Genomic DNA, 21,686 nt, shown 5'->3' on the forward strand with positions numbered 1-21,686 from the left:
ACGAGCAGCGCACCGATGGCCTGTTGGCTCTCAAGCCCCATCACGCACCTCCGCCGGCGCGGTACCCTCAGCGCGCGCCATGTCGACGATCCAGGACGTCGGCACGATCTGCCCGTCCAGCTCGTGGTGCGTTTCCGCGCCGTTCGCGCGGCGCGCGCAATAGACGCGGTGCCCGTGCCGGCGCAGCTTCAGGACGGCCTGGTAGGCGACCGGCATCAGGCCAGTGTCGTTGTGGTGCAGCTCCTTCCACCTCATTCCGCCGCCCTCTCCAGCTTCATCTCGTTGGGGGTGACGGTGAACTGCTCGCCGGCGCTGCCGACCGTGACGCCCGGGACTTGCGACGCCAGCTCCGGCCAGCGCAGCATCGCTTCCTTGTCGATCTCGTGCTTGATGCGGAGCAGCGGCTTGAACCTGGCGGGCGCCTCAACCAGCCACGCGAGCGCGTTCTTGACGCGCCGGATGGTGACGCTCGCAGGCCGCAGCCGCCACGCGACCTCGCCGTTGCCGAAGCGATACATCTTCACCCGCCCGCCGCCGGTGAGCCGCGCCCGGTGCTCCGTGCAGTAGATCTCGATCGCGCCGTGATAGTCGGCCAGCAGCTGGCGCAGCGGGTCCGCGCGCTCCTCGTATGCGGCTTTGGCGCGCGCCAGCGCGTCGTTCATGTCGGCTTCGAGCTTGGTGAGCTGGCGGTGCAACACGCCGAGCTGCAGGATGTAGGCATCGCACTCCTGGTCATTGACCGGTGAATCGATCTCCGGGAGCTTCGCCTTCTTCGCCTTTGCCATGGTGCCCTCTCTCAGTCGCTCGTCTGGTTGTCTGCTTGCGCCAACGCCCGCGTGTTGAATGGATCGTCCGCGCTGGCCCACGGCGCGAAGCGGCCGGCGTTCACGACCAGCGTCTCGCCGTTGCGGATCGCGCTGTTGAGGCCGATCAGGCGCGCGCCCTCGGCGTCGATCAGCAGAACCGGGCCGCCGGAATCGCCCGCCCTGACGGGACAGCGCGTTGTGAAGAAAGCCTCGCCCCATACGTCCAGCAGCGCGCAGCCTGTGTGTTCGACCAGCGCATCAGGATGGGCGAAGCCGAAACTCGCCAGGCGCGCGCCTTGCGCGATCGCCTTCTGGATCTCGATCTTGGTCATCGGCAAGATCGCGATGGGCGCGATCGGCATGGGTGCCGTGCGGATCAGCGCCCAGTCACGCGCAACTTCAACGGCGTTGACCTCGGCGCCCTCGGTGATACCGCCGGCGGCGAGGATCTCCATTCCGCGCCAGGCGTGGTTGGTGCCGGCCGGAATGAACAGCAGCTCGCGCGCACCGGCGCCCTGCAGGCAATGGCCCGCCGTGGCCACCAGGTTCACCTGCACCAGCACGCCCGTGCAGACCACGTTCGCGTGCCGGTTCTCAACGTGCATGATCGCCGCATGCCAGTCGGCCCCGCTATCACCAGCTGGCACGGCTGCCGGCTGCGCGACTGCGCAACCGGCGAGCAGCAACCCAGCGATGACGGCGGCGAAGCGCATCAGGCGGCCTCACCCTTCTTGCGCAGGAAGGACGCCAGCGCGTGGTGCACGACCTTGGCGGCTTCGACCGGATCCAGCTCGAACGCCCGGGAAGCGAGGGGGCCAATGTCGATCGGCACCGCGGAGGCGGAGGCCTTGATCGCCTGCTCGCTCCGTACCAGGCTCTCGCAGCGCAGGACCTTGGCGCTGAACTCGGGGTCGCGGGCCATGTCCTGCACCACCATCTTGTTTGAGTGGTAGGCTGACGTCGGCGCGCGCTGGAACGCCTTGGCGATCGTCTTCTTCGGGAGGCCGGTGGTGCGCTGTGCCACGTAGATGGCCACCATGCGCGGGCGGGCAAATTCCCGCTCGCGGTTCTCAGAGAGCATGTCGGCGAGCGGCACGCCGAACACCGCTGCGACAATGGACGCGATCCGCCCACAGATGATGCCGCTGGGCGTGCTCATGTGCGTTGCCTCGACGCGATCGACACGACGTTGCTGCCCCATTCCCACGGCGGCTGCTTGCAGATCCGCGCGTCGGCCGGCACCGGCTGCCGTTCGAGCTGAACGACCTGGCGCTTGATCGCGACGAGGATCGAGTACCAGTTGGCGAACCCTTCGCCGCTCAGCTCGACGGTTTCGGCGCCGAGATGCTCCTCCATCACGCGCAGCAGGTTGCCGAGATCCTCGCTGGCGCTCACGACGCGGCCTCCTGCTGATCGATCGCCTCGCCCTGCAGCTCCTCCCACGCCGCCTTGATGTGCTGGACGGTGACGGCCGCGCCGCCAGCGAGCACGGCCGCGAGGCGCAGCACCTTCACCACCATGCGCAAGGCGCCGGGCCGCCGGCTGATCGCCTCCAGCTCGCGCAGCTCCGCCGTGCCCTTGATCTTGAAGGCGCCGGCCATCGCATGCACGTCGCCGGCGACCGGCCGGACCAGGGCGAGCCGCTTGCCGACGCGGCTGAAGAGCTGGGCGAAGCCGTTGTTGCCGCCGCGATAGAGGTTGTTGAACACGGCCGCGTTGCCGCTGAGGACGAGGCCGATGCCGGTGGCGTCGTGCAGCGAGCGCGCCGCCTCCAGTGCCTGCTTGGTCAGGTGCTGGGCCTCATCGATGACGAGCAGCCCGCCCGTATCCTGGATGTGGCGCAGGATGGCGCGCTGCAGTTTCGCGGGATGCAGCGGATAATCCCGGAAGCCGAGAGCGATCGCGATCTCTTCCAGCACAAGGGCCACGCCTGCGGTCGCCGGCGTCGCCGTCACCACCCACACGTTCACGTTCTTCTCGCGGTAGCGCCGGATCGTGGTGGTCTTGGAGAGCCCGGCCCCGCCATAAATCACGGCGATGTCGCCGACGTGCTGGGCGTAGGCGAGCGCGTCGTAGATCCGCTTCGCCGTCGGCGCCTCGACCCAGCTCGGTGCCGAGGGCAGCACCGCGTTGATGCGCGCGTTCTCGTCGCGGCTCTTCAGCCACTTCACGAGCGCGCCGGCGACCTTGTTGCTGTCGCCCCTGTAGGAATCGCTGAGCCACTGGCTGATGACGGAGGTCGATAGCCCGACCTCGCGCGCCAGCTGCGCCTGGCTGATCTCTTCCTTGGTCATCAGCGCGCGCACGCGCTCGCGCAGTTCCGCCTGGTTGAGTGGCACGACGACGCTGTCGGCCGGGGCTTGATCGATTGCTTGCTTCATGACACTTTGCCTTCTGGTTTGGGTTGCTAGGCTCAGACCGGCCGGTTCCCCTCATCAGGAAACTCGGCTTCGACATGGGCCGGGACCTCACTCCCGGCCCTTGTTCTTTCAATCTCATCGAGATCCTCAGCGGCGGTGAGGAGCGCATAGGCAGTGCGGCGAGCTTCCGTGCTCGTGGCATGGACGAACGCCGCGACGCCGGCGTTGTCCGTCCCCGACACGCCGATCACGATCGCGGTGTCCTGCACGGCGATCGACAGGGCTCCATCTCGGCAGCGGCTTTGCGTGACGCTGTGGATCGCCATGGTCATGCCTCCTTGACCAGCCCGAGCTTGCGCATGCCGTCCGCGAACAGGCGGTCGCGCTCTTCGGCGGTGATGCGTGGCTGATCCGGCGCTTGGCTCGCGAAGCCGAGAGGCCGGATGACGTTCGCCGCCGGCGCCGGCGGTTCCGGCGCCTTGGGCAGAAGCGCGGCAACGCGCGCCGCATCCATGGTGCGCTCGGCCTGCAGCAGCTCGCGCTGCGCCTTGGTCCAGCTCTTGCGCGCGCGGGCGTGCTCGCGCGCCGCCTCGATGTCGTTGAAGCCGGCCAGCTCCTGGCACTCGGCAGCGCAGAGGTAACGGCCATCGAGCCCATAGACGTGGATCGGGTCGGCCAGGCGCTGCGGATCGAAGCGCGCGATGACCTTCTTCCCTGCCATGCGCGCGAGCGCCGGCGCCTCGCTCCAGTAGACGTTGCCGAACAGGTGAATCGCGGCGGTGTCCGCGCGCGCCGTCACGCCCTCGGCCGCCAGCAGCAACAGGCGCAGCTGCTCCTCGGTCGCCTTGCGGATCGGCGCGCGAGAATACGATTCCGCGAAGGTCACATCGAAGCTGCGTCCGGCGCACACCGGCGAGCGGCGGCCGTCACGCCGATTGAGCGCGCGCATGCGATCGTCGACTAGCGCGATGAACGCGTCGAACGGCACCGTGCGGCTGTCGTAATTCTCGGGCTTCTTGTCGGCACTGCCGCCGGTGTAGGCGCCCTCGCACAGCGGGTGCTTCGAGATCTCCTCGATGACGTCCTGGAACCCGCGCTCGATCGGCTTGGACTGGCCGCTGTAGGGATTGGTCCAGTGGATCTCGACGCCGAGCTGCTTGAACACGCCGTCCGGCTCTTCCTCGCGGAACTTGAAGCGGTAGCGGTTCGGGATGCCGCCGGTGTTCCACTTGCTCGCGAAGGCGCGGCCGTTGTCGAGATAGGCCTGCGCCGGCAGGCCATAGGTGCGGCACACGTCGCTGAAGCTGAGGCGCACCAGCTCGGCGCACTCGGTTGCGGCGACGCGCCAGCCAACCCACTTGCCGGAGTAGATGTCCTGCCAAGCCAGCAGCGTCGGGCGGAACTTGTTGCCGTCGCGGTCGCGCACGAACACGTCGAAGCGATGGCCGTCGCCGTTGATCGCTTCGAGGGCGTGGAATACCGCATGGTCGCGGCGCTGCGCGGGGAACGCGCGCTTGAGTGCATCCGGTCCGCCGCGTGCCAGGCGCAGCACCGCCGGCGGCAGCTCTCGCGCCAGGCGCCGCTGCAGCGTGCGCAGCGACGGGATCGTCCAGCCATGCACGGCCGCCGCTTCTTCGAGCCGGCGATAGCAAGGCTCCGCACGCGGCTGCGACATGCGGCCGAAGTCGCCCTTGAAGAACTCCCATGCCTCGGGGCTGCAGTCTGCCGTGTCCGTACGGCCGGTCCATTTCGGCGCGAGCGCCGGCAGCCAGTCTGCGCGATCGAGGCCGGCGACGAGCTGCTGCCAGCGGCGCAGCGTCGATGGATGTTCCTGGATGTGACCGGCGACGGCATTCACCGCTTCCAGCTTGCCGCGCCCGCCGGCGATCAGCGTCTCGACCGCGTCGAGCGCTTCGAGCCGGCGCTGCGCGATGTCCTTCAGCTTCTGCGGCTTGCGTTCGAACAGCGCCCACAGGTGCGACCGCCGGGCGTCGCTGTCGTTCGCCGGCACCGCCGGCGTCGCGTGCTTCAGCGCGAGCGCCGCCTGCGTCTCCGCCGGCAGGCATGTGATCGGATAGACCCAGCCGCCACCGCGTCCACTGCGCTTCTCACGCGGCCAGGATTCGCGTTGGGCGGTGCGCGTAACACTGCGCACCGTCTCGGGCATACCGGGCAAACCAGCCAGGTCGACGGCGGCGAACAGCATCGTCATGGCCGGCCGCTCCCGCGATGCCGCGTGCGCCGCTGCCGTTCGAGATCCTTGACCAGAGAATCGATCCGGGACCGCTCGTCACGGAGCTGGGCAATCGTGGCGAGTTCGTCGTCGACGATCGCGCGGCCGCATTTCGATGCGAGTCGGTCGAGCAGCCACATGGCGCCGGTGGCGCGCACGAAGGCCGGCAGGTAGATGAGCGGGAATCGGTAGTCGGTCTTGCTGGCTGCGGTCCACGCATTGAGAAGCGCCACGCTGACCGGATAGTCCGGATCATTGCCGAGCAACCGCTCCATCTCGGTCGCGATGTTGGCGCGCCCGAATCCGCACTCCTCGATCGCTTGATTGAGCGCAGCACGCCACTCGCGATCGAAGTTGAGGCTGCCGCTCGCGACGGTGGAGGAATCGCTGTCGAACAGCGTGGCCTGCCGGGGGTCGTGACGCGCCTGGCCGGCCATGTCTAAGCGGCCCCCGAAACTTGGACATTGCGGCCGCTGGATGCTCTGATACGTTTCGGCGGCTTCGTGACGTGGAGACGCTCACCGTTGGGGCCGAATCGCTCTGGGAAGAGCTGTTTGGCCGTGACCCCAAGGGCCTTCGCGATCTCGCGCTCGATGTGCGACGATGGCAGGGCCAAGGCGTTCTGAACGGCGTTCGGATTGACGCCGATCTTGAAGGCCAGCCGGCGCAGCGTCATGCCGCGAAGCTTGAGCTGATAGATCACCCATGCCCGCCGATGTGCGGGTTCTTTCGGGATGTCGTTGGTGTTGATGGGAGTGGTCATGGTGAATAGACAATACCGCTGATGTGCGGAGTCCGTCAACGCAGATGAGCGGTCCAAGTTCAATAGAACCCGCAGAAGGGCGGTATGAGAGAAAAAGAAAAGGAAAACCCGATGGTTAGGCGCGCAGAAGTGCCGCCTTCAAAACCTGGACAGGAGAGTCCAAGTTACCAACTGGAACTCGGACTCCGAATAAAAGCGGCATCCGAACGGATCGGAACCCGCGTAGATGCGGCACGTGCTGGTGGGATCTCCGACGATCAGCTGGCCCGGATCATCAAAGGGCAGAGCCAGCCGAGCTTTGCGACCGCGGCCGGCATCGCCGAAGCGGCCGGCATCAGCCTTCGTTGGCTGGCGACCGGCCACGGCGAGATGGAAACACCTGACCGGGGCGAGATCGAGCTGGCGAAGCGCGTGCGCCTGCCGATCTCCAGCTACATCAGATCGGGAGATCACGATCATCGCATCCTGCGTGAGGCGCTGATCACGTGGCTGCGCTTCAAGCCGGAGCGGCACGATCCGGCCAAGGCAGAGGACGAAGCGGACACCATCATCGACCTGTATCTCGGCAAGCTGGCGCGCGAGATTAAGGATGTATCAACCACAAAGGACGAAGACTCGTGACATTGAACCTAAGTTATGGGGATAGGGTCATATGTCGGCGTCAGATGATTTTGAGAGGGCAGTGCGGTTCTCGTTGAATGATCTGTATGGGACGCAGCGGATGCGGTCTGAAGCGGTCGAAGCGGTGGAGGCGGGTTTTGCGGCGCTCGGGCTTGAGGCCGTGGTACAAGCCTATCTGCGCACGACGTTCGGAGTCGGCAGTCTCGCCGACCTGTGCGACGAGCAGCTCGGCCGCGCCATGCTCTTCATCGCGCAGCTGGAGCGCCAGGCCGCGCCGCCGGCGGCACCGCAGCTGCCGTGGCAGGGCGGTTCCTTCGAGGGGGAAATGATATGGGTGAGGGGAAAGGTCCACGTCGCCGGCGGGTAGTGGCGGCACGATCATCGATTTGGGGGGCGTAGCATGAACGCGGGATGGGCGGTCTTCGTTGCTACGCTGGTGCTCGCGGCGAGCGACAGCAATCCGGAGATCTTCACCTTATACCGGACATCGCCAGCTGGCCCGATGCGAATTCACGTCGCGACCTTTGATGCAGTGGGCGAACACGCCAACTACAACCACGCCAATTGTGAGATGGTGGTTCGCGCCCTTGAGCAGCAGCCCGGCGTGCCGAAGGGTTACTATTGGTGCGAGCCGGGGCGCTATCGGGCAGGTTCAAATTGAGACTCTGCCCACATTCGAACGCTCTTAAACGGCCCGGTGAAGCCGGGTAGAATGTGCGCAAATCATGTGTCGGGAGAGCCGCCGTTCGGGGCAAAGTGCGCAATCCAAGTGTCAGGCGTCCGCGCGCGAGCGGCGCGCCGATTTTTCCGCAACCCCTTGATAGAGCGGACTCCATCCCGCCATGTCCCGCGTCATCCCGCAGAATCCCGGATTGCGCAGATCATGTGTCCGCCCTCAGCGAGCGAAGACTCTTGCCGGCGCAGCTGTGGCTTCCCCCTCCCTAGCCCTCCCCCAGTTTGGGGGAAGGGATTCAGTGCGCGTTGGGAGCTGCGAAACAAATGCTGACCGGTGGCTGCCAGTGCGGCGCGGTCCGCTACGAATGCGATGGCGAGCCCAAGGCGCTCTATGCCTGCCATTGCCTGGAATGCCGCCACCAATCCGCCTCGGCCTTCGGCATGTCGCTGGAGATGCCCGCCGGCACGATGCGCGTCACGCAGGGCACGCCGAGATTCTGGACCCGGCTCGCAAACAGTGGTCGCCGTATGCGTTGCGCCTTTTGCCCCGATTGCGGCTCCCGCCTGTGGCATGAGCCGGAGAGCGGCGCCTATCTCACCATCAAGGCGGGCTCCTTGGACGAGCCCGTGGACGTCGCGCAAGCCATTCACATCTGGACCTCGCGCAAGCTCCCCGGTACCGTGATCCCGCCGGACGCCGCGCAATATCCGGAAGAGCCGCCGGAATGAAAGGCGCGCTCCACACGGTAAGATGCTGCGCGTCGCAGGAGATCAGGGGGGAACCCGCTTACCGGGGCTTGTTCGACTGGGTGCTGTTCGGCTCCAGGGTTCGCTCGTGTTTGGTGCCGAGCTTGAGCTTGATCTTCGCGTCGTTCTTACGCGTTCCGGAACGTCCCCTCGGCCGCGCGGCTGAAGCCCCGCCCGGCCGCTTGCGTCCGTTTCCATCTGCCATTGCGTTCCTCCCGGTCTGCCGGCGGGCGAAAGTTCAAGACACGGCGAGAGCTCCAGGGGTGGGGCAGACCCGGAGCTCCCCGCCGCAGCGCGACCGCGACCTTATTGGGGAGAGGGCAGGCGTGGCCGTCGGCCGCATCGTCTTTGGGACCGAGCCCGGTCACGCCGCCTTCGACGAAAGCACCTGCTCGAGCCAGGCCTTGTGTCGGCGTTCGTCGCTGAGGTTTCCATCGATCAGCTCGCGCGCATTCTCCGGCAGGTTGTCATGCTCGGAGGCACGCTCGTAGGCGGTGTTCGTGTCGCCTTCGTTTGACAGCATGGCGCGCAGGATCGCGCCGTCGCCGGCGATGTCCGCCATCGCGACCTTGCCCGTTGTCATCAGTGATTTCGCGCCCGGCCCTTCGGGCGGCGTCCCGCCCAGCCCCCGCACCACGGCGGACAGTTCCGTCGTGTGCCGGATGTGATCCGAGAGGAACTCGCTTAAGGTTTGCTTGTAGCTTGCCTCGTCCAGGCGATCGATGGCGGAGCGGTAAGCTTCCACTGCGTCATAATCGAGCGTGATGAGAGCGTTCAACAGCGCGATGGGATCGTCTTGCAGGCCGACGGTGGTGACCATTTGCTTTCTCCGGAGTGAACAACTCAACTTGAACAAGGGCCTGGCGGAGTCTGTTGCGCTGTTCTTGCTGCGCAGATCGGAAAATCGAAAAGCCAGGCGTGCAAATGCCATTTGATGCGGGTAACAGGGCCGCCGCGCTTCAAAGGATCGATGGCCCCCGCAAACGCGCGAAATCAGGCTGCGCCGCGCGAATCATCCGGGCTGTTCCGTAACGGAGCGGCATCTCTCATGTTCTTTCCTGCGCGGCACGCTCCTGTCGCATGTGTCGCAGAGAAAGCGAAGGTGGCGGAGTTTCTCCTAACTCCGCCGCCCCTTCGCTTGGTAAGCCCTCGCGTGGCGATGCGCGGGGGCGGGGCAGTTAACGGCCCCGACCGCGGCGCCTGGTACGCAGCGTTCGAGCTACCGACCGCCCAGGCGAGATCGCCTTCCACAAAAGCATCGAGCTCGCCGAGATGGGCTGGGCGGAGGAGAGCATCACCTTACGAGGACTACCGCGTCGATTTCAGCGCCGAGCTGCACGACATCCGCGGCAGCCGCAACTTCAACCGCTGCCTCGATCCCGCGAGCTACGTCGCCTCTCAAGAGCTGGCCCAGCAATTGTTGGCAGAGGGCGCGCTCGGCATCGTCTATCCTAGCGTCCGTCGCCCAAAGGGCACCTGCCTCGCCTGCTTCCGCCCGGCGCTGGTCATGAACGTGCGCAAGGATAAGACCTACCGATTCAGCTGGAACAAGGCGGGCAAGCTGAAGATCGCGATCGTGGGCTGATATCTCACAGGATGGCTTGTGCCACCGCCACGATGACGGCGAATGCCAGGGCAAGGATCAAGGGGCAGCCCAGGCGAATTGGTCGCCTGACATCTCGACAAGGTTCACATCGTGCCAAGAAATCACGCGACGCCTCTTCGATCGCGCGGTCGACATATTCCGACAACAGCGCCCCCTCGCGGAGGGCGGCTGCCTTGGCCAGGGGCGGCGAGGCCGGCGGCGGAGCCGGTGAAATGCCCGATCCGCCGCCAGGATCGAAAGCTATTGCGATGCAACCGTTGTGGGCTTGCCTTCCTCGCCGATGAATACCACGAGGATCTTGGTGACGGAGGAGCCCTTATTGAAGGCCTGGTGCCAGCGGTCGACGCTCTCCAGGAAGGCATCTCCTGTCTTGTAATGCCGCGGCTCGTCGCCTTCCGTGACGACCTCGAGCTCGCCCTCCATCACGTAGACGTAGACCGGCACCGGATGCTGGTGGCGGGCCGTTCGTCCCCCAGCCTGAATGGTGCCGATCACGGAGATGATCTGCGCCTTTTCGGTTGGCAGACGGATCGGATCTCCGTCCGCCGTCACGCTGGACTTCAGCACGGGCTGGGTCTCGAACCCGGATGGAAGCGCGTCATCCTGAGCAACGGCGACCGAGATCGGCAGTGCGAGAAATAGAGATGCAGCAAGCAAGCGCCTCATGACTCTCCTCCCTCTCTGACAAAGACGAACTGGATCATCAGGGGTCAGGGACGCCACGCGCCCTCATGTTCCCGGCCCTGCTCCGGGTCTAGCCTGAAGAGTGCTTGCAGCGTCGAGCAAATCGGTCGGGATCGGTTCCCCGCATCTCACGCGACGTTTTTCTTCGCCCGTGCGTCGACATGCTCCGATAGCAGCGCGCCTTCATGCAACGCAGCGGCTTTCGCTAGGGGCGGGGAGGGCTGCGGCTCGTCCGGCGGAAAGTAGGTGGCGAGGGCCGCAAGGAATCGCTGCCACGCCGCGCGCAGACCCTGGACCAGCCGGTGGACTGACCAGCGCCCCGACCCACGAAAATCACTGCGCAATCGGACGATCGAGCTCATGACCCAAATTCTCTGCCCGGCGCGCCAACGCGTCAAGTACCGCACAGATGCCAGAGACGCTGGTCTCAAGAACATCGGTCCGGCCACTTGTCGACGTGCATGGCCCTGCACCACAGCGATTGTTGACGCACGCGCATCGCGCGGGCACCCTCATCGCGCCAAGGGCACGGCGAGGAGCTGAGACGATGGCGGCACGCACGAGCCGGAAGACGGATGCCGCGATTACTATCGTGCCGGCCAATGAGGCCAGCTGGGATGACCTGAAGGCCATATTCGGGACGCGCGGCGGAGCATCTAAGTGCCAGTGCCAGCGCTACAAGCTGCAGCCACGCGAGGCCTTTGCCTCGTTTCCCGCCGCTGTGCGTGCCGAGCGGTTGCGCCAACAGACCCGGTGCGGGCATCGGAACGCGCGCGCGACCAGCGGCCTCGTCGCCTATCTCGGGGGCGAGCCCGCGGGCTGGTGCGCCGTCGAACCGCGCACGGCCTACGCCGGTCTGCTCCGCGTCTACCGCGTTCCTTGGGAGGGTCGCGCGGAGGACAAGACCGACGAGAGCGTGTGGGCCGTCACCTGCGTGCTCACGCGCGCGGGTTACCGCCGCCGCGGCATCAGCCGCGCGCTCGCCCGTGCCGCTGTCGAGTTTGCGCGGGGGCGCGGGGCGCGCGCCCTCGAGGCATACCCGATGATCATGCAGTCTGGACAGGACATTCCATGGGGCGAGCTGCACGTCGGCAGCCGCAGCATCTTTGCTGATGCCGGCTTCGCCGAGGTCCACCGGCCGACACCCAGGCGGGTCGTCATGCGTATCGATTTATAGATCACAGGGGCGCGGCCCAAGACGCCCCGCCCCCAGAGCGGGACGCCAGATCTTGGCGCGACCTCCGTCGGCTCTACTCGAAGAACCCCTTCGGCGTCTTGCCCTTCAGGAACGGCTCGATGAAGGCCAGCAGCAGGTCGGGCTGGGTGATGACGGCGGTGTGCGAGGTCGCTGGCAGGATTGCGAGGCGCGAGGCCGGCAGCGGCTTGCCCATGTCGCCCATCACGCCGCCGCCCAGCAGGCGGAACATCGCGACCGAATGCTCGAGCGTCGCCACATCGGCATCGCCGGTGATGATCAGCACTGGAGTCTTCATCGCCTTCACGTCCGCTTCCCACGCCATCGGCTCCTTCTCGAGCGCGATCAGCTTCTCCACCAGCGCCGGAAAGCCGTCGGGGTTGGCGGCGAGCTTGCGGTACTCCTCGGCGAACGGCATGCCAACGAACATCTCGACGTTCATCTGCGGGATGAACTCCTTGAACGCGGGCTGCCATCCTTCGAAGTCGTAGGCGACGGACGCCGCGACGAGCTTGTTCACCTTGCCCGGATGGCGGATGGCGAGTTGCAGCCCAGCGACCGCGCCCATCGAATAGCCGAACACGTCGGCCTTCCGCAGCCCCACCGCATCCATGAAGGCCGCCACATCGTCCGCCAGGTTGGGATAGGTGATCGGCCGGTCGATGTCGGTGGTGCGGCCGTGGCCCTGGAACTCGAGCGCATAGACCTTATGCGTCTCGGCGAGCTTGGGGATGATCGCCCCCATGGACGGGATGTTCATGTAGGCCCCGTGCAGCACGACCAGCGGATCGCCCCGGCCGGAAACCTCGTAATACATCTGCATGCCGTTGACCTCGACCCGATCGCCTCCCGGCTGAGCTGTGGCAAGGGTGGGGGCGGTGACAAGCAGGGCGCCGGCAACAAGAACGGTGCGTAACATGAGCTTCCTCGCTATCTCTTGAGTTTTCATCAACGCTGACATACGACGAACGGCGATTTCGCAATCCGACATGGTCGCGTACGAAGTTCTTCGACGCCATCCAGATGCCCGCTGCAGTGGACGGCTTGAGGGCCGCTTTTCCTCAGTGCTATGATTTGATCTGCAATCCTTCTGCGCGATGGCCATGACAATTCGGCCCCTTCGGAAACCCGGTTACGACAGCTGCGATGGTGACGGCTGCGGCGCGTAGGCGACGTGCCGAACGTCTCATTCGCCAATGTCAAACCCTGTCTTCCGAAACGGAGAGCCACCATGGCCCGTCATTCCCTTGGCCTCGCGCCAAGCGCATCGCTCGTTCTCGCCGCTGCCTTCTGGGCGTTCGGAACGGTCATTGCCAAGCACCTGCTTGCGTCCCTCCCGCCTGTCGCGTTCCTGGTGCTTCAACTTGCACCCAGCGTCGTTGTCCTGTGGATTCTTGTCCTGGCAAACGGAACGCCGCGCGTCGCGTGGCGCCAGATGCTGCCGATAGCCGCCCTCGGCTGGCTCAATCCGGGCTTGGCTTACACGTTCAGCATGCTCGGCCTCGTGCAGACCAGCGCCAGCGTCGCCACGCTGCTCTGGGCGGCGGAGCCCGCGCTGATCGTGACAATGGCCTGGCTGGTATTGAGAGAGCGGGTCACGGTCCGGCTCATCGGCCTGACGGCGACGGCAGCCGGCGGAGTGCTGCTGGTCAGCGAGATTCTCGACCTTGAGGCTTCGGCTGAGACTGGCGGCGCCGTGCTGATCCTTGGCGGCGTGTTGTGCTGCGCCCTCTACACCGTGTTGTCGCGGCGGATCGTGACCGTCGTGGACCCGCTCTTCATCGTGGCGTTGCAGCAGACGGTCGGGCTGATTTGGGTCACGGGACTCTGGCTGATGGAGGGCAGTTCCGTGGTTGAACTTCGCGCCCTTCCGCTGCGAGACCTCTTGGCCGGCGCAGTGTCCGGCCTGATGTATTACGTTGTCGCTTTCTCGTTCTATCTCAGGGGGCTGCGCTCGGTGCCCGCCGGCACCGCCGGTATGTTCCTCAATCTCATACCGGTTTTCGGGGTATCCACCGCCTACCTGTTCCTCGGTGAGCGGCTGGTGGCGGCACAGTGGATCGGCGCAGCCGTGATCCTCATCTCCGTTTGTGCGCTCCTTGGCGCGCCTTCGCGCCGCCCAGAAGCCGCCAGCTGAGAGGCGCCACCAGCCAAAAAGCAAAACGGCCCCGCCCATCGGGCGGGGCCGCTGCGAACTGTGAACCAGCGAGCGAGGCTTAAGCCCGCGCCGCCATCGCCGAGCCCTGGCGCTTCGCCATGTATTGCTTGGCGGTCTCCACCGCCACCGCGGCGTCGCGGCAGTAGCTGTCGGCGCCGATCGAGTTGGCGAAGGCTTCGTTGAGCGGCGCGCCGCCGACCAGCACCACGTAGTCCTGGCGCACGCCTTTCTCCACCAGCGCGTCGATCACCACCTTCATGTAGGGCATGGTGGTGGTGAGCAGCGCCGACATGCCGAGGATGTCCGGGTTGTGCTCCTCGATCGCGGCCATGTATTTCTCGACCGGGTTGTTGATGCCGAGATCCACTACCTCGAAGCCGGCGCCCTCCATCATCATGGAGACCAGGTTCTTGCCGATGTCGTGGATGTCGCCCTTGACAGTGCCGATCACCATCTTGCCGACCTTGGGCGCGCCGGTCTCCGCCAAGAGCGGGCGCAGGATGAACATGCCCGCCTTCATGGCGTTGGCGGCTAGCAGCACCTCCGGCACGAACAGGATGCCGTCGCGGAAGTCGATGCCGACGATGCGCATGCCTTCGACCAGCGCCTTGGTCAGCACATCGTAGGGCGCCCAGCCGCGCTTCAGCAGGATGCGGACGGACTCCTCGATTTCCTCCTTCAAGCCGTCATAGAGATCGTCATGCATCTGCTGCACGAGATCGTCATCATTGAGGCTGTTCAGGTCCAATTCGCCGTCGTTCGCCATGTGCCAACCCTCGGGGTTTGATGTCGCGTCCTTGTAAAACAAGGCAGGCGGCCAAAGCCGCCTTTGTTGCGACGTGTTATAAGTTAGCAGCGACGCCGCGTTAATGGGATAAATCGCGAGTTTTGCATGACTTTTCCGCACCTGAGGCATGTCGCATCTGCGACACGCCTGCTTGTTGCGGGCCGGAGAACCGGCTTGTATATACAAGTTAATACAACCGACATCTGAGGGAGATCGCCGATGGCCGGCGCCTTCATGCTCAATCCCGGAACCCTGACGCTCAAGGACCTGCGCGCGCTGCTGGAGGCGCCGCGCCCGATCGCGCTGGAACCCGCCAGCCATCACGCCATCGACCGGTCGGCGGCTTTGGTCCAGGCGGTGATCGACCGGGGCGAGACGGCCTACGGCATCAATACCGGCTTCGGCGCCCTGGCGCGCACGCATATCAAGGACGACCAGCTGACGGAACTGCAGCGCCGCCTGGTGCTGAGCCACGCCGCCGGCACCGGCGACCCGCTGTCCGACTCCACTGTGCGCGCCATCCTGATCCTCAAGATCAACGGCCTCGCCCGCGGCTTCTCGGGCATAAGGCGCAGCGTGATCGAGGCGCTGATGGCCCTCGTGAATGCGGAGGTCTATCCGCGCATCCCGGCCAAGGGCTCGGTCGGCGCCTCGGGCGATCTGGCACCGCTCGCGCATATGTCGGCGACCTTGCTCGGCATCGGCGAGGTCAGCCACAAGGGCAAGGTGCTGCCCGCGACCCAAGGCTTGGAGATCGCCGGCCTGAAGCCGATCGATCTCGCCGCGAAGGAGGGGCTGGCCCTCCTCAATGGCACACAGGTCTCCACCGCCTTGGCGGCAACTGGCCTGTTCGCGGCCGACGATCTGCTGCGCGCGGGCCTCGTCGCTGGCGCCATGTCGACCGACGCGGCGCTTGGCAGCGACGCACCGTTCGATCCGCGCATCCACGCCGTGCGCGGGCAACTAGGCCAGATCGACGCCGCCCGCGCCCTGAAAGGCCTGATGGAAGGCAGCGCCTTGCGCGCCAGCCACATCCACTGCGACCGGGTGCAGGATCCCTACTCGTTGCGCTGCCAGCCGCAGGTGATGGGTGCCGCGCTCGACCAGCTGCGCCACGCCGCGAACGTCATCCAGCGCGAATGCAACGCGGTCAGCGACAATCCTTTGGTCTTCGCCGACCAGGGAGACATCATCTCCGGCGGCAACTTCCATGCCGAGCCGGTGGCACTCGCCGCCGACGCGATCGCGCTTGCCATCGCCGAGATCGGCGCGATCTCCGAGCGCCGCGTCGCGCTGCTCACCGATGCGCGCATGAGCAATCTGCCGGCCTTCCTCGCGCCCGATCCGGGCTTGAACTCCGGTTTCATGATCGCGCATGTGACCGCCGCCGCGCTTGCCAGCGAGAACAAGCTGCTGGCTCATCCGGCCAGCGTCGATTCGCTGCCGACCTCCGCCAACCAGGAGGATCACGTCTCGATGGCGACCCACGGCGCGCGGCGCCTGCACGACATGGCGGACAACACCGCCGCCATTCTCGGCATCGAGTTGTTGGCCGCGGCGCAGGGCATCGAGCTGAGGAAGCCGATCACCACCAGCCCGAGGCTGCAGCAGGTGCTGAAGCTGCTGCGGAAAGAGGCACAGTTCTGGGATCAGGACCGTCTGATGGCCCCCGACATCGCCGCCGCCAAGCGCCTGGTGCGCAACCCGGCCTTGCAGCAGATCGTGGACCTGTCGGCGATCTGACGCTGCTATAGTGCGCGGGTCATATCAACGCGCGGACTTGACCCATGAATCTCTATCGCTATCTCACCGGCCCGGACGATGCCTCGTTCTGTCATCGCATCAGCGAGCTCATCAATCGCGGCTGGCAACTCTACGGCTCGCCCACGCTCACCTATGACCCGGAGACCAAGCAGGTCGTCTGCGGCCAGGCGGTGATCAAGGAAGTCGAAGGCGGGCACTATTCGCCGGACCTCGATCTCAGCAAGCAATGACGCCCTTCTCCCAATCCTTCTCCCGCAAGGGGAGAAGGGAATGGCGTTGGAAAAGGAAAACTTAAGCGATCTGCTTGAGCGCGAGCCGCGCCGGCATCAGATCCTCGACGTCGTGCAGGCCGAGGCGCGCATCTTCGATTCCGATGCAATGGGTGATCGTCTCGCCGTCGTCCGACAGCGGCAGCAGCACTTCCGCCAGCTCGCAGGTGCGCGTGTCCTTGAGGAAGGTCTTCACGATGCCGAAGATCGGCCGCCGCTCGCGATGCAAGGTGCGATAGACCTCGTGCCAGTCGGTGTCGTGGTCGCAGCTGAAGTCCAGCTCGTCGAGATAGTGGTTGGTGTAGTCCATCGCCGCGTGGGCCACGCAGCGCGTGCCGACCAAGGTGAATCGCACGCGCCCGTCGCGCTCGATCTTGGCCAGGATGATGTTGGGCAGGATGCGCTTCAAGTCGGCGGGGTCGATGTCCGCACGCGCGGGCATTCGCCGCGCGCCCCGCTTGCGCTCCCAATATGCGTAGAGTTCTGTGCCGATCGAGGAAGCGAGCTCCTCGACGCTTGCAATCTCACGCACGCGCCGTCCCCTGTAGCCGGTTTTGAAAGTCTTTTTGAAGTGCCGCGGATGATGCCCCCCGGCCCCGGGAATGACAACTGAAAAGAGTCGCGTCACTGCCGAATTGATCAAATAAAAACGGCAGTAAACACGGCCACTATTCAGCACCTGTGCGGAACTTTGATCCTAAATCCGTGACGCCACAAAGCGTTGTGTAGTTAATGCGCAAGTGGCCGCGATCGCACCATCGCAGGCGCCTGTGGAAGATGTGGATAACGGGGATAATTGGGCCGCCCGATTCGCCGATTTCGGACTGGAGCGGGCGACGGGGTTCGAACCCGCGACCCTCGGCTTGGGAAGCCGATGCTCTACCGCTGAGCTACACCCGCGCTCCGCCAAAAATATAGGCGAGGGGGCAGGGTCGAAGCAAGGACCTCACCCAACAAGAACATCGGCCCTCGCCGGCATGCGCCCATCGATCACATGCCTGGGAGTTCCGGAACGCGGATAGGGTCCATCGCTTGGCAAGCACGATGGTGCAGCCTAGTTTCGCGGATGCCGCACCATGAATTCGGATTGCAAGGAAACGTGATGATGCGAAGGACCTGCTGGCCGCGCCGGCGATTTTTGACGGCGGCCGGCGCATTGGCGGCACTGCCGGTTCTGGCGCGCGGGTCCTGGGCAAGGACGCCGAAAGGCGATTGGCGCGGCATCCGGGCGATGGCACGCGGCCAAGTGGTGCATTTCAACGGCTGGGGCGGCGATCAACGCATCAACGACTACATCGCCTGGGCGGCCGCGGAGATCAAGGCGGGCGCCGAAGTCGAGGTGCGCCACGTGAAGCTCGCCGACACCGCCGAAGCGGTCTCGCGCATCATCGCAGAAAAAGCCGCCGGGCGCGTGACCGGCGGCAGCGTCGACCTCATCTGGATCAACGGCGAGAACTTCGCCGCGCTGAAATCAAAGGACCTGCTGTTCGGTCCGTTCGTGGAGTTGCTGCCCAACTTCCGGAAGGTCGATCCGGAAGAGAAGCCGACCACCGTCCTCGATTTCACGGTTCCCACAGAAGGCTACGAATCGCCCTGGGGCATGGCCCAGCTCGTCTTTTTTTATGACAGCGCGCGCGTGAAGGAGCCGCCACGCAGCATGGCGGCGCTCAAGAGCTGGGCGGAAGCCAATCCCGGCCGCTTCACCTATCCGGCGCCGCCCGACTTTCTCGGCACCACGTTCCTGAAGCAGGCGCTCTACGAAACCACCGCCGATCCGACGCGGCTGCTGCATCCGACCGGCCAGAACGCCGCAATGGCAACCGCGCCGCTCTGGACCTATCTCGATTCCCTGCACCCGCATCTGTGGCGCAAGGGCGCCGCCTTTCCGAGATCCAGCAGCGAGATGCGGCAGCTGGTGGCCGACGGCGAGACCGACATCTATTTCGCCTTCAATCCGGGCGATGCATCCTCGGCCATCGCGCAGGATCTGCTGCCGGACACCGTGCGTGCCTTCGTCCCGAGCGCGGGCAGCATCGGCAATACCCATTTCCTCGCGATCCCCTTCAACAGCAGCGCGCCGGAAGGCGCGATGGTGTTCGCCGACTTCCTGCTTTCGCCGGAAGCCCAGGCGCGCAAGGAGCATGCGGACGTGTGGGGCGATCCCACAGTGCTGTCGATGGCGCGCCTCGAGCCTGAGGAGCGCAAATTGTTCGAGGACCTGCCGCGCGGCATCGCCACTCCGACTCCGGAGGAGCTCGGCAAGCCGCTCCCCGAACCGCACAGCAGCTGGGTCCCCACCCTGGAACAAGAATGGCTGAACCGCTACAGCGCTTAGAGGCAGGGAGACCGAACGCGTGACGCGGAGAGCGCGCTATCGACGCTATCGAGTGGCGGAGCTCCGAGAAGGGCACCCCTTCCCTCCTTGCGGGGGAAGGGGTGTATTTTCGCGGCGGATTCGTCAGGTGCAATGGCCCTCCCTGAGGGGACGTTTTCGTGGTGCCTAGTTGGCAAATGCGATCTCCCAATTAGACGCAGTGCGCCCGATCGGCGGCAAAGCGATGCGTGCGCGAATCGCCTGGCTGGCACTGGTCGCGGTGCCGGGCGTCGCGATCCTGGCTGGGCTCGTGTTCGTATTGCTGCCGGCTTTCGGCTATTTCCCTGCGCTCGGCGGAACATCTCTCTCGTTGCAGCCCTGGCGCGATCTGCTCGCTTATCCCGGCCTGGGATCGGCCGCGCGCGCCACGCTGATCTCGGCCTTGGTCGCGATGCCGATCGCGCTCGGCCTCGCGCTGCTCGCGCTGGCCTGGATCGCGCCACTCGGTCGAGCGCGCACCGGCCTTCCACTGCTGGCGGCGAAGTTCCTGTCCTGGCTGCTGGCGACACCGCATGCCGCCTTTGCGCTCGGGCTTGCGTTCCTGATCGCGCCGTCGGGTTGGCTGGTGCGCATCGCGGCACGCGTGCTCCCGATCGAGACGCCGCCCGATCTGCTGGTGCCGCACGATCCGTACGGCCTGAGCCTCGCGGCCGGCCTGGTGCTGAAGGAGATGCCGTTCCTGTTCTTCGCCGCCCTGACTGCCCTCAACCAGCTCGATGCACCGCGCATGATGGCGATCGGCGCTTCGCTCGGCTATCAGCCCGGCCTCGCCTGGTTCAAGCTGATCGCGCCGCGGCTCTACGCGCTGATCCGCCTGCCGGTCTATGCCGCGCTGGCATATTCGCTGTCCGCCGTCGATATGGCTTTGGTGCTCGGGCCCGCGGCACCGCCGACCCTTGCTTTGCTCGCGGTCGATCTGACGCACGATCCCGATCTCGCGCGGCGCTTTCCCGCTGCGGCGCTGGCATTGGCGCATCTGGCGCTGACCTTGATGGCACTCGGCATCTGGCGCGCGTGCGAACTCTTCGTTGCCCGCGCGCTGCGTACGCTATTGGCCGACGGTGTGCGGTCACCCACGCTCATCTGGCGATGGAGCGCGCAGGCCGGCCGCGCGCTGGCGGGCCTCGGCATCGTGTTCGGCGCGCTGGCGATTCTTGCTTTGCCGCTCTGGTCCCTTGCGGCGACGTGGCGGTTTCCCAAGGCGCTGCCGGATTGCTGCGCGCTCGCCGCGTGGCAGCGCGCCTTGCCGGACCTGTGGCTGCCGTTCCGGCATAGCCTCTCCATCGCGTTGTTCGTCACGCTGCTGGCCTTGATCGGCGCCATCGCATGGCTGCAGCTGGAGCGCTTTGTCACGCATCGCACGCGCCTCAAAGGGCGCACGATCGCCGCCCTGCCGCTTATCGTCTCCGACGTCGCGTTCCTGATGGGCGTGCAGATCCTGCTGCTCGGCCTCGGCCTGGTCGGCGGCTGGTTGCCGACGGCGCTCAGCCACACTTTGTTCGTCTTCCCTTATGTGCTCCTGGCGCTGGCCGATCCCTGGGCACGGCTCGACCCGCGCTACGAACGATCCGCTCTGTGCCTCGGCGCCAGTCCGCTGCGGGTCCTCGTCAGCGTGCGCCTGCCGCTGCTGCTGCCGGCCCTGGTGTTCGCCGCCGCGCTTGGCTGTGCCGTCAGCCTCTCGCTCTATCTGCCGACGATCCTGATGGGCGGCGGTCGCATCACGACCCTGGCGACCGAGGCGATCGCACTGTCATCCGGCGGCGACCGGCGCATCGTCGGCGTCTATGGTACCACGTTGGCCCTGGTGATCTGGGCCGGCTTCTTCGCCGCCTATTGGATCGCGCGCCGTGCCGCGCGTCCGGCCCTGACATGACGGTGCCGCATGCTGGAACTGCGTGATGCCGCGATTAGCCATCAGGGACAGCGCCTGTTCGCACCCGTGAGTTGCCGTATACAGCCCGGCCGCCCGGTCACGATCATGGGTCCCTCCGGCGCCGGCAAGTCCAGCCTTCTGGCTTGGCTGACCGGTGTGTTGCCGCCGGGTCTCCTCGGCGAAGGCGACGTGCTGCTGGACGGACACTCGATCCTCGCTCTGCCGGCGCACCGGCGCCGGCTCGGCATCCTGTTCCAGGACGACCTGTTGTTTCCGCACATGAGCGTGGGGGAGAATCTGGCGTTCGGTCTGCCTGCCGGGGCGGACCGGGCGACCCGGCAGCGCAAGGTGGAAGAGGCGCTCGCGCGGGTTGAACTGGCGGGTTTCGCGCATCGCGACCCACTGACCCTGTCCGGCGGGGAACGCGCGCGTGTGGCGCTGCTGCGGGTGCTGTTGTCCGAGCCCAAGGCCCTCTTGTTGGACGAGCCGTTTTCGAAGCTGGATCTGACGCTGCGCGACCGGTTCCGGTCGCTCGTCTTCCAATCCGCGACGCATTTGCCAGTGTTGCTAGTAAGCCACGACCCCCAAGATTCGATCGCAGCGGGTGGCGAAGTCGTACAGTTACGCGCTATTCATCAGCCTGGAAGAATTAGTTAATTCTGGTTCTTCTGCTTTTGACAGGAACCAAACGCCTTTCTATAGTTTATACGGTGTCGGCGCAAAGTCGACGTCACTGGGGATGGCATCTGAGCAACACCAATACCTGTCATC

General features: G+C 65.7%; 28 protein-coding genes and 1 tRNA gene. 12 read left to right on the forward strand and 17 right to left on the reverse strand.

The genetic code is table 11. The annotated features are described in order from the left end of the window. Positions 1–30: 30 nt before the first annotated feature. Genes DTX69_RS28500 through DTX69_RS28545 form a run of 10 tightly spaced genes read right to left on the reverse strand, consistent with a single transcriptional unit; the run spans position 31 to position 6,162 of the window. A complete protein-coding gene (locus tag DTX69_RS28500; protein WP_119304989.1) occupies positions 31–255 on the reverse strand; it encodes a hypothetical protein in 225 nt (74 codons plus the stop codon). After that, on the reverse strand, positions 252–785 hold the full coding sequence (locus DTX69_RS28505) for a host-nuclease inhibitor Gam family protein (RefSeq protein ID WP_162917652.1): 534 nt from the start codon (positions 783–785) through the stop codon (positions 252–254). Before DTX69_RS28505 ends, DTX69_RS28500 begins: the two co-directional genes overlap by 4 nt. An 11-nt stretch (positions 786–796) precedes the next feature. After that, the gene (locus DTX69_RS28510) at positions 797–1,519 is read right to left on the reverse strand and encodes a trypsin-like serine peptidase (RefSeq protein ID WP_119304991.1); all 723 of its coding nucleotides are present in this window, start codon (positions 1,517–1,519) and stop codon (positions 797–799) included. After that, positions 1,519–1,965 carry a helix-turn-helix domain-containing protein gene (locus DTX69_RS28515; RefSeq protein ID WP_162917653.1) on the reverse strand — a complete coding sequence of 149 codons (447 nt, stop codon included), beginning with the start codon at positions 1,963–1,965 and terminating at the stop codon, positions 1,519–1,521. Before DTX69_RS28515 ends, DTX69_RS28510 begins: the two co-directional genes overlap by 1 nt. Further along, positions 1,962–2,201 carry a hypothetical protein gene (locus DTX69_RS28520; RefSeq protein WP_119304993.1) on the reverse strand — a complete coding sequence of 80 codons (240 nt, stop codon included), beginning with the start codon at positions 2,199–2,201 and terminating at the stop codon, positions 1,962–1,964. Before DTX69_RS28520 ends, DTX69_RS28515 begins: the two co-directional genes overlap by 4 nt. Beyond that, positions 2,198–3,187 (reverse strand): AAA family ATPase, encoded by a 990-nt coding sequence (locus tag DTX69_RS28525; protein ID WP_119304994.1) that lies wholly within the window; start codon positions 3,185–3,187, stop codon positions 2,198–2,200. Before DTX69_RS28525 ends, DTX69_RS28520 begins: the two co-directional genes overlap by 4 nt. Before the next feature lie 32 nt (positions 3,188–3,219). Then, positions 3,220–3,498, reverse strand: a complete 279-nt coding sequence (locus DTX69_RS28530; protein ID WP_119304995.1) for a hypothetical protein — start codon at positions 3,496–3,498, stop codon at positions 3,220–3,222. Then, the gene (locus DTX69_RS28535) at positions 3,495–5,378 is read right to left on the reverse strand and encodes a transposase domain-containing protein (RefSeq protein ID WP_119304996.1); all 1,884 of its coding nucleotides are present in this window, start codon (positions 5,376–5,378) and stop codon (positions 3,495–3,497) included. The genes DTX69_RS28530 and DTX69_RS28535 overlap by 4 nt, the downstream gene beginning before the upstream one ends. Continuing rightward, the gene (locus DTX69_RS28540; RefSeq protein ID WP_119304997.1) at positions 5,375–5,836 is read right to left on the reverse strand and encodes a hypothetical protein; all 462 of its coding nucleotides are present in this window, start codon (positions 5,834–5,836) and stop codon (positions 5,375–5,377) included. The genes DTX69_RS28535 and DTX69_RS28540 overlap by 4 nt, the downstream gene beginning before the upstream one ends. 2 nt (positions 5,837–5,838) lie before the next feature. After that, positions 5,839–6,162 carry a helix-turn-helix domain-containing protein gene (locus tag DTX69_RS28545; RefSeq protein WP_119304998.1) on the reverse strand — a complete coding sequence of 108 codons (324 nt, stop codon included), beginning with the start codon at positions 6,160–6,162 and terminating at the stop codon, positions 5,839–5,841. A gap of 111 nt (positions 6,163–6,273) precedes the next feature. On the opposite strand from DTX69_RS28545, the gene DTX69_RS28550 reads away from it, so the two are divergent. From DTX69_RS28550 to DTX69_RS28565, 4 genes are all read left to right on the forward strand, one after another. Further along, positions 6,274–6,783 (forward strand): helix-turn-helix domain-containing protein, encoded by a 510-nt coding sequence (locus tag DTX69_RS28550; protein WP_162917654.1) that lies wholly within the window; start codon positions 6,274–6,276, stop codon positions 6,781–6,783. A gap of 100 nt (positions 6,784–6,883) precedes the next feature. After that, positions 6,884–7,150: a hypothetical protein gene (locus DTX69_RS28555; RefSeq protein WP_162917655.1), complete on the forward strand. Its 267-nt coding sequence runs from the start codon at positions 6,884–6,886 to the stop codon at positions 7,148–7,150. A gap of 33 nt (positions 7,151–7,183) precedes the next feature. Beyond that, entirely contained in the window at positions 7,184–7,444 is a 261-nt protein-coding gene (locus DTX69_RS28560) for a hypothetical protein (protein WP_119305001.1), read from the forward strand. A gap of 338 nt (positions 7,445–7,782) precedes the next feature. Beyond that, positions 7,783–8,187 (forward strand): GFA family protein, encoded by a 405-nt coding sequence (locus DTX69_RS28565; protein ID WP_119305002.1) that lies wholly within the window; start codon positions 7,783–7,785, stop codon positions 8,185–8,187. 382 nt (positions 8,188–8,569) lie between these two features. On the opposite strand, the gene DTX69_RS28570 is transcribed toward DTX69_RS28565, so the two are convergent. Then, a complete protein-coding gene (locus DTX69_RS28570) occupies positions 8,570–9,025 on the reverse strand; it encodes a ferritin-like domain-containing protein (protein ID WP_119305003.1) in 456 nt (151 codons plus the stop codon). A gap of 339 nt (positions 9,026–9,364) precedes the next feature. On the opposite strand from DTX69_RS28570, the gene DTX69_RS28575 reads away from it, so the two are divergent. Then, positions 9,365–9,790, forward strand: a complete 426-nt coding sequence (locus DTX69_RS28575; protein WP_284736133.1) for an RES family NAD+ phosphorylase — start codon at positions 9,365–9,367, stop codon at positions 9,788–9,790. 261 nt (positions 9,791–10,051) lie between these two features. On the opposite strand, the gene DTX69_RS28580 is transcribed toward DTX69_RS28575, so the two are convergent. Continuing rightward, entirely contained in the window at positions 10,052–10,477 is a 426-nt protein-coding gene (locus DTX69_RS28580; protein WP_119305005.1) for a cupin domain-containing protein, read from the reverse strand. Positions 10,478–10,623: 146 nt separating this feature from the next. Further along, positions 10,624–10,857 carry a hypothetical protein gene (locus DTX69_RS28585; RefSeq protein WP_119305006.1) on the reverse strand — a complete coding sequence of 78 codons (234 nt, stop codon included), beginning with the start codon at positions 10,855–10,857 and terminating at the stop codon, positions 10,624–10,626. A 185-nt stretch (positions 10,858–11,042) separates the two neighbouring features. Here DTX69_RS28585 and DTX69_RS28590 point away from each other — a divergent pair, with 185 nt between their 5' ends. Then, positions 11,043–11,672 carry a GNAT family N-acetyltransferase gene (locus tag DTX69_RS28590; protein ID WP_119305007.1) on the forward strand — a complete coding sequence of 210 codons (630 nt, stop codon included), beginning with the start codon at positions 11,043–11,045 and terminating at the stop codon, positions 11,670–11,672. Between the two features lie 73 nt (positions 11,673–11,745). Here the strand turns inward: DTX69_RS28590 and DTX69_RS28595 are convergent, their stop codons facing one another. Next, positions 11,746–12,609, reverse strand: coding sequence for an alpha/beta fold hydrolase (locus DTX69_RS28595; RefSeq protein WP_119305008.1), 864 nt, complete (start codon positions 12,607–12,609; stop codon positions 11,746–11,748). Positions 12,610–12,921: 312 nt separating this feature from the next. Between DTX69_RS28595 and DTX69_RS28600 the strand changes: the two genes are divergently transcribed. Then, entirely contained in the window at positions 12,922–13,827 is a 906-nt protein-coding gene (locus tag DTX69_RS28600) for a DMT family transporter (RefSeq protein WP_119305009.1), read from the forward strand. A gap of 79 nt (positions 13,828–13,906) precedes the next feature. Here the strand turns inward: DTX69_RS28600 and DTX69_RS28605 are convergent, their stop codons facing one another. Then, entirely contained in the window at positions 13,907–14,614 is a 708-nt protein-coding gene (locus DTX69_RS28605) for a corrinoid protein (RefSeq protein ID WP_119305010.1), read from the reverse strand. A gap of 240 nt (positions 14,615–14,854) precedes the next feature. Between DTX69_RS28605 and hutH the strand changes: the two genes are divergently transcribed. Both hutH and DTX69_RS28615 read left to right on the forward strand, forming a co-directional pair. Beyond that, entirely contained in the window at positions 14,855–16,378 is a 1,524-nt protein-coding gene (gene hutH / locus DTX69_RS28610) for a histidine ammonia-lyase (RefSeq protein WP_119305011.1), read from the forward strand. Positions 16,379–16,422: 44 nt separating this feature from the next. Next, on the forward strand, positions 16,423–16,629 hold the full coding sequence (locus DTX69_RS28615; protein ID WP_119305012.1) for a DUF1737 domain-containing protein: 207 nt from the start codon (positions 16,423–16,425) through the stop codon (positions 16,627–16,629). A gap of 61 nt (positions 16,630–16,690) precedes the next feature. On the opposite strand, the gene DTX69_RS28620 is transcribed toward DTX69_RS28615, so the two are convergent. Together DTX69_RS28620 and DTX69_RS28625 are read right to left on the reverse strand one after the other, a co-directional pair. Next, on the reverse strand, positions 16,691–17,200 hold the full coding sequence (locus DTX69_RS28620) for a PAS domain-containing protein (RefSeq protein ID WP_119305013.1): 510 nt from the start codon (positions 17,198–17,200) through the stop codon (positions 16,691–16,693). Between the two features lie 293 nt (positions 17,201–17,493). Continuing rightward, positions 17,494–17,568, reverse strand: a tRNA-Gly gene (locus DTX69_RS28625). Positions 17,569–17,770: 202 nt separating this feature from the next. Here DTX69_RS28625 and DTX69_RS28630 point away from each other — a divergent pair. From DTX69_RS28630 to DTX69_RS28640, 3 genes are all read left to right on the forward strand, one after another. Continuing rightward, positions 17,771–19,003 carry an ABC transporter substrate-binding protein gene (locus tag DTX69_RS28630; RefSeq protein WP_284736131.1) on the forward strand — a complete coding sequence of 411 codons (1,233 nt, stop codon included), beginning with the start codon at positions 17,771–17,773 and terminating at the stop codon, positions 19,001–19,003. A gap of 223 nt (positions 19,004–19,226) precedes the next feature. Then, positions 19,227–20,915, forward strand: coding sequence for an ABC transporter permease (locus DTX69_RS28635; RefSeq protein ID WP_162917657.1), 1,689 nt, complete (start codon positions 19,227–19,229; stop codon positions 20,913–20,915). Positions 20,916–20,924: 9 nt separating this feature from the next. Then, positions 20,925–21,572, forward strand: coding sequence for an ATP-binding cassette domain-containing protein (locus tag DTX69_RS28640; RefSeq protein WP_119305015.1), 648 nt, complete (start codon positions 20,925–20,927; stop codon positions 21,570–21,572). The last annotated feature ends 114 nt before the right edge of the window (positions 21,573–21,686 follow it).

It is taken from the genome of Dongia deserti, assembly GCF_003574735.1.
GTDB classification, from domain to species: domain Bacteria; phylum Pseudomonadota; class Alphaproteobacteria; order Dongiales; family Dongiaceae; genus Dongia_A; species Dongia_A deserti.

Bases quoted from the DNA above. Each gene is read 5' to 3' on its own strand.
- DTX69_RS28500 (WP_119304989.1), bottom strand. From the start codon at position 255: ATGAGGTGGAAGGAGCTGCACCACAACGACACTGGCCTGATGCCGGTC.
- DTX69_RS28505 (WP_162917652.1), bottom strand. From the start codon at position 785: ATGGCAAAGGCGAAGAAGGCGAAGCTCCCGGAGATCGATTCACCGGTC.
- DTX69_RS28510 (WP_119304991.1), bottom strand. From the start codon at position 1,519: ATGCGCTTCGCCGCCGTCATCGCTGGGTTGCTGCTCGCCGGTTGCGCA.
- DTX69_RS28515 (WP_162917653.1), bottom strand. From the start codon at position 1,965: ATGAGCACGCCCAGCGGCATCATCTGTGGGCGGATCGCGTCCATTGTC.
- DTX69_RS28525 (WP_119304994.1), bottom strand. From the start codon at position 3,187: ATGAAGCAAGCAATCGATCAAGCCCCGGCCGACAGCGTCGTCGTGCCA.
- DTX69_RS28530 (WP_119304995.1), bottom strand. From the start codon at position 3,498: ATGACCATGGCGATCCACAGCGTCACGCAAAGCCGCTGCCGAGATGGA.
- DTX69_RS28535 (WP_119304996.1), bottom strand. From the start codon at position 5,378: ATGACGATGCTGTTCGCCGCCGTCGACCTGGCTGGTTTGCCCGGTATG.
- DTX69_RS28540 (WP_119304997.1), bottom strand. From the start codon at position 5,836: ATGGCCGGCCAGGCGCGTCACGACCCCCGGCAGGCCACGCTGTTCGAC.
- DTX69_RS28545 (WP_119304998.1), bottom strand. From the start codon at position 6,162: ATGACCACTCCCATCAACACCAACGACATCCCGAAAGAACCCGCACAT.
- DTX69_RS28550 (WP_162917654.1), top strand. From the start codon at position 6,274: ATGGTTAGGCGCGCAGAAGTGCCGCCTTCAAAACCTGGACAGGAGAGT.
- DTX69_RS28555 (WP_162917655.1), top strand. From the start codon at position 6,884: ATGCGGTCTGAAGCGGTCGAAGCGGTGGAGGCGGGTTTTGCGGCGCTC.
- DTX69_RS28560 (WP_119305001.1), top strand. From the start codon at position 7,184: ATGAACGCGGGATGGGCGGTCTTCGTTGCTACGCTGGTGCTCGCGGCG.
- DTX69_RS28565 (WP_119305002.1), top strand. From the start codon at position 7,783: ATGCTGACCGGTGGCTGCCAGTGCGGCGCGGTCCGCTACGAATGCGAT.
- DTX69_RS28570 (WP_119305003.1), bottom strand. From the start codon at position 9,025: ATGGTCACCACCGTCGGCCTGCAAGACGATCCCATCGCGCTGTTGAAC.
- DTX69_RS28575 (WP_284736133.1), top strand. From the start codon at position 9,365: ATGCGCGGGGGCGGGGCAGTTAACGGCCCCGACCGCGGCGCCTGGTAC.
- DTX69_RS28580 (WP_119305005.1), bottom strand. From the start codon at position 10,477: ATGAGGCGCTTGCTTGCTGCATCTCTATTTCTCGCACTGCCGATCTCG.
- DTX69_RS28585 (WP_119305006.1), bottom strand. From the start codon at position 10,857: ATGAGCTCGATCGTCCGATTGCGCAGTGATTTTCGTGGGTCGGGGCGC.
- DTX69_RS28590 (WP_119305007.1), top strand. From the start codon at position 11,043: ATGGCGGCACGCACGAGCCGGAAGACGGATGCCGCGATTACTATCGTG.
- DTX69_RS28595 (WP_119305008.1), bottom strand. From the start codon at position 12,609: ATGTTACGCACCGTTCTTGTTGCCGGCGCCCTGCTTGTCACCGCCCCC.
- DTX69_RS28600 (WP_119305009.1), top strand. From the start codon at position 12,922: ATGGCCCGTCATTCCCTTGGCCTCGCGCCAAGCGCATCGCTCGTTCTC.
- DTX69_RS28605 (WP_119305010.1), bottom strand. From the start codon at position 14,614: ATGGCGAACGACGGCGAATTGGACCTGAACAGCCTCAATGATGACGAT.
- hutH (WP_119305011.1), top strand. From the start codon at position 14,855: ATGGCCGGCGCCTTCATGCTCAATCCCGGAACCCTGACGCTCAAGGAC.
- DTX69_RS28615 (WP_119305012.1), top strand. From the start codon at position 16,423: ATGAATCTCTATCGCTATCTCACCGGCCCGGACGATGCCTCGTTCTGT.
- DTX69_RS28630 (WP_284736131.1), top strand. From the start codon at position 17,771: ATGATGCGAAGGACCTGCTGGCCGCGCCGGCGATTTTTGACGGCGGCC.
- DTX69_RS28635 (WP_162917657.1), top strand. From the start codon at position 19,227: ATGCGTGCGCGAATCGCCTGGCTGGCACTGGTCGCGGTGCCGGGCGTC.
- DTX69_RS28640 (WP_119305015.1), top strand. From the start codon at position 20,925: ATGCTGGAACTGCGTGATGCCGCGATTAGCCATCAGGGACAGCGCCTG.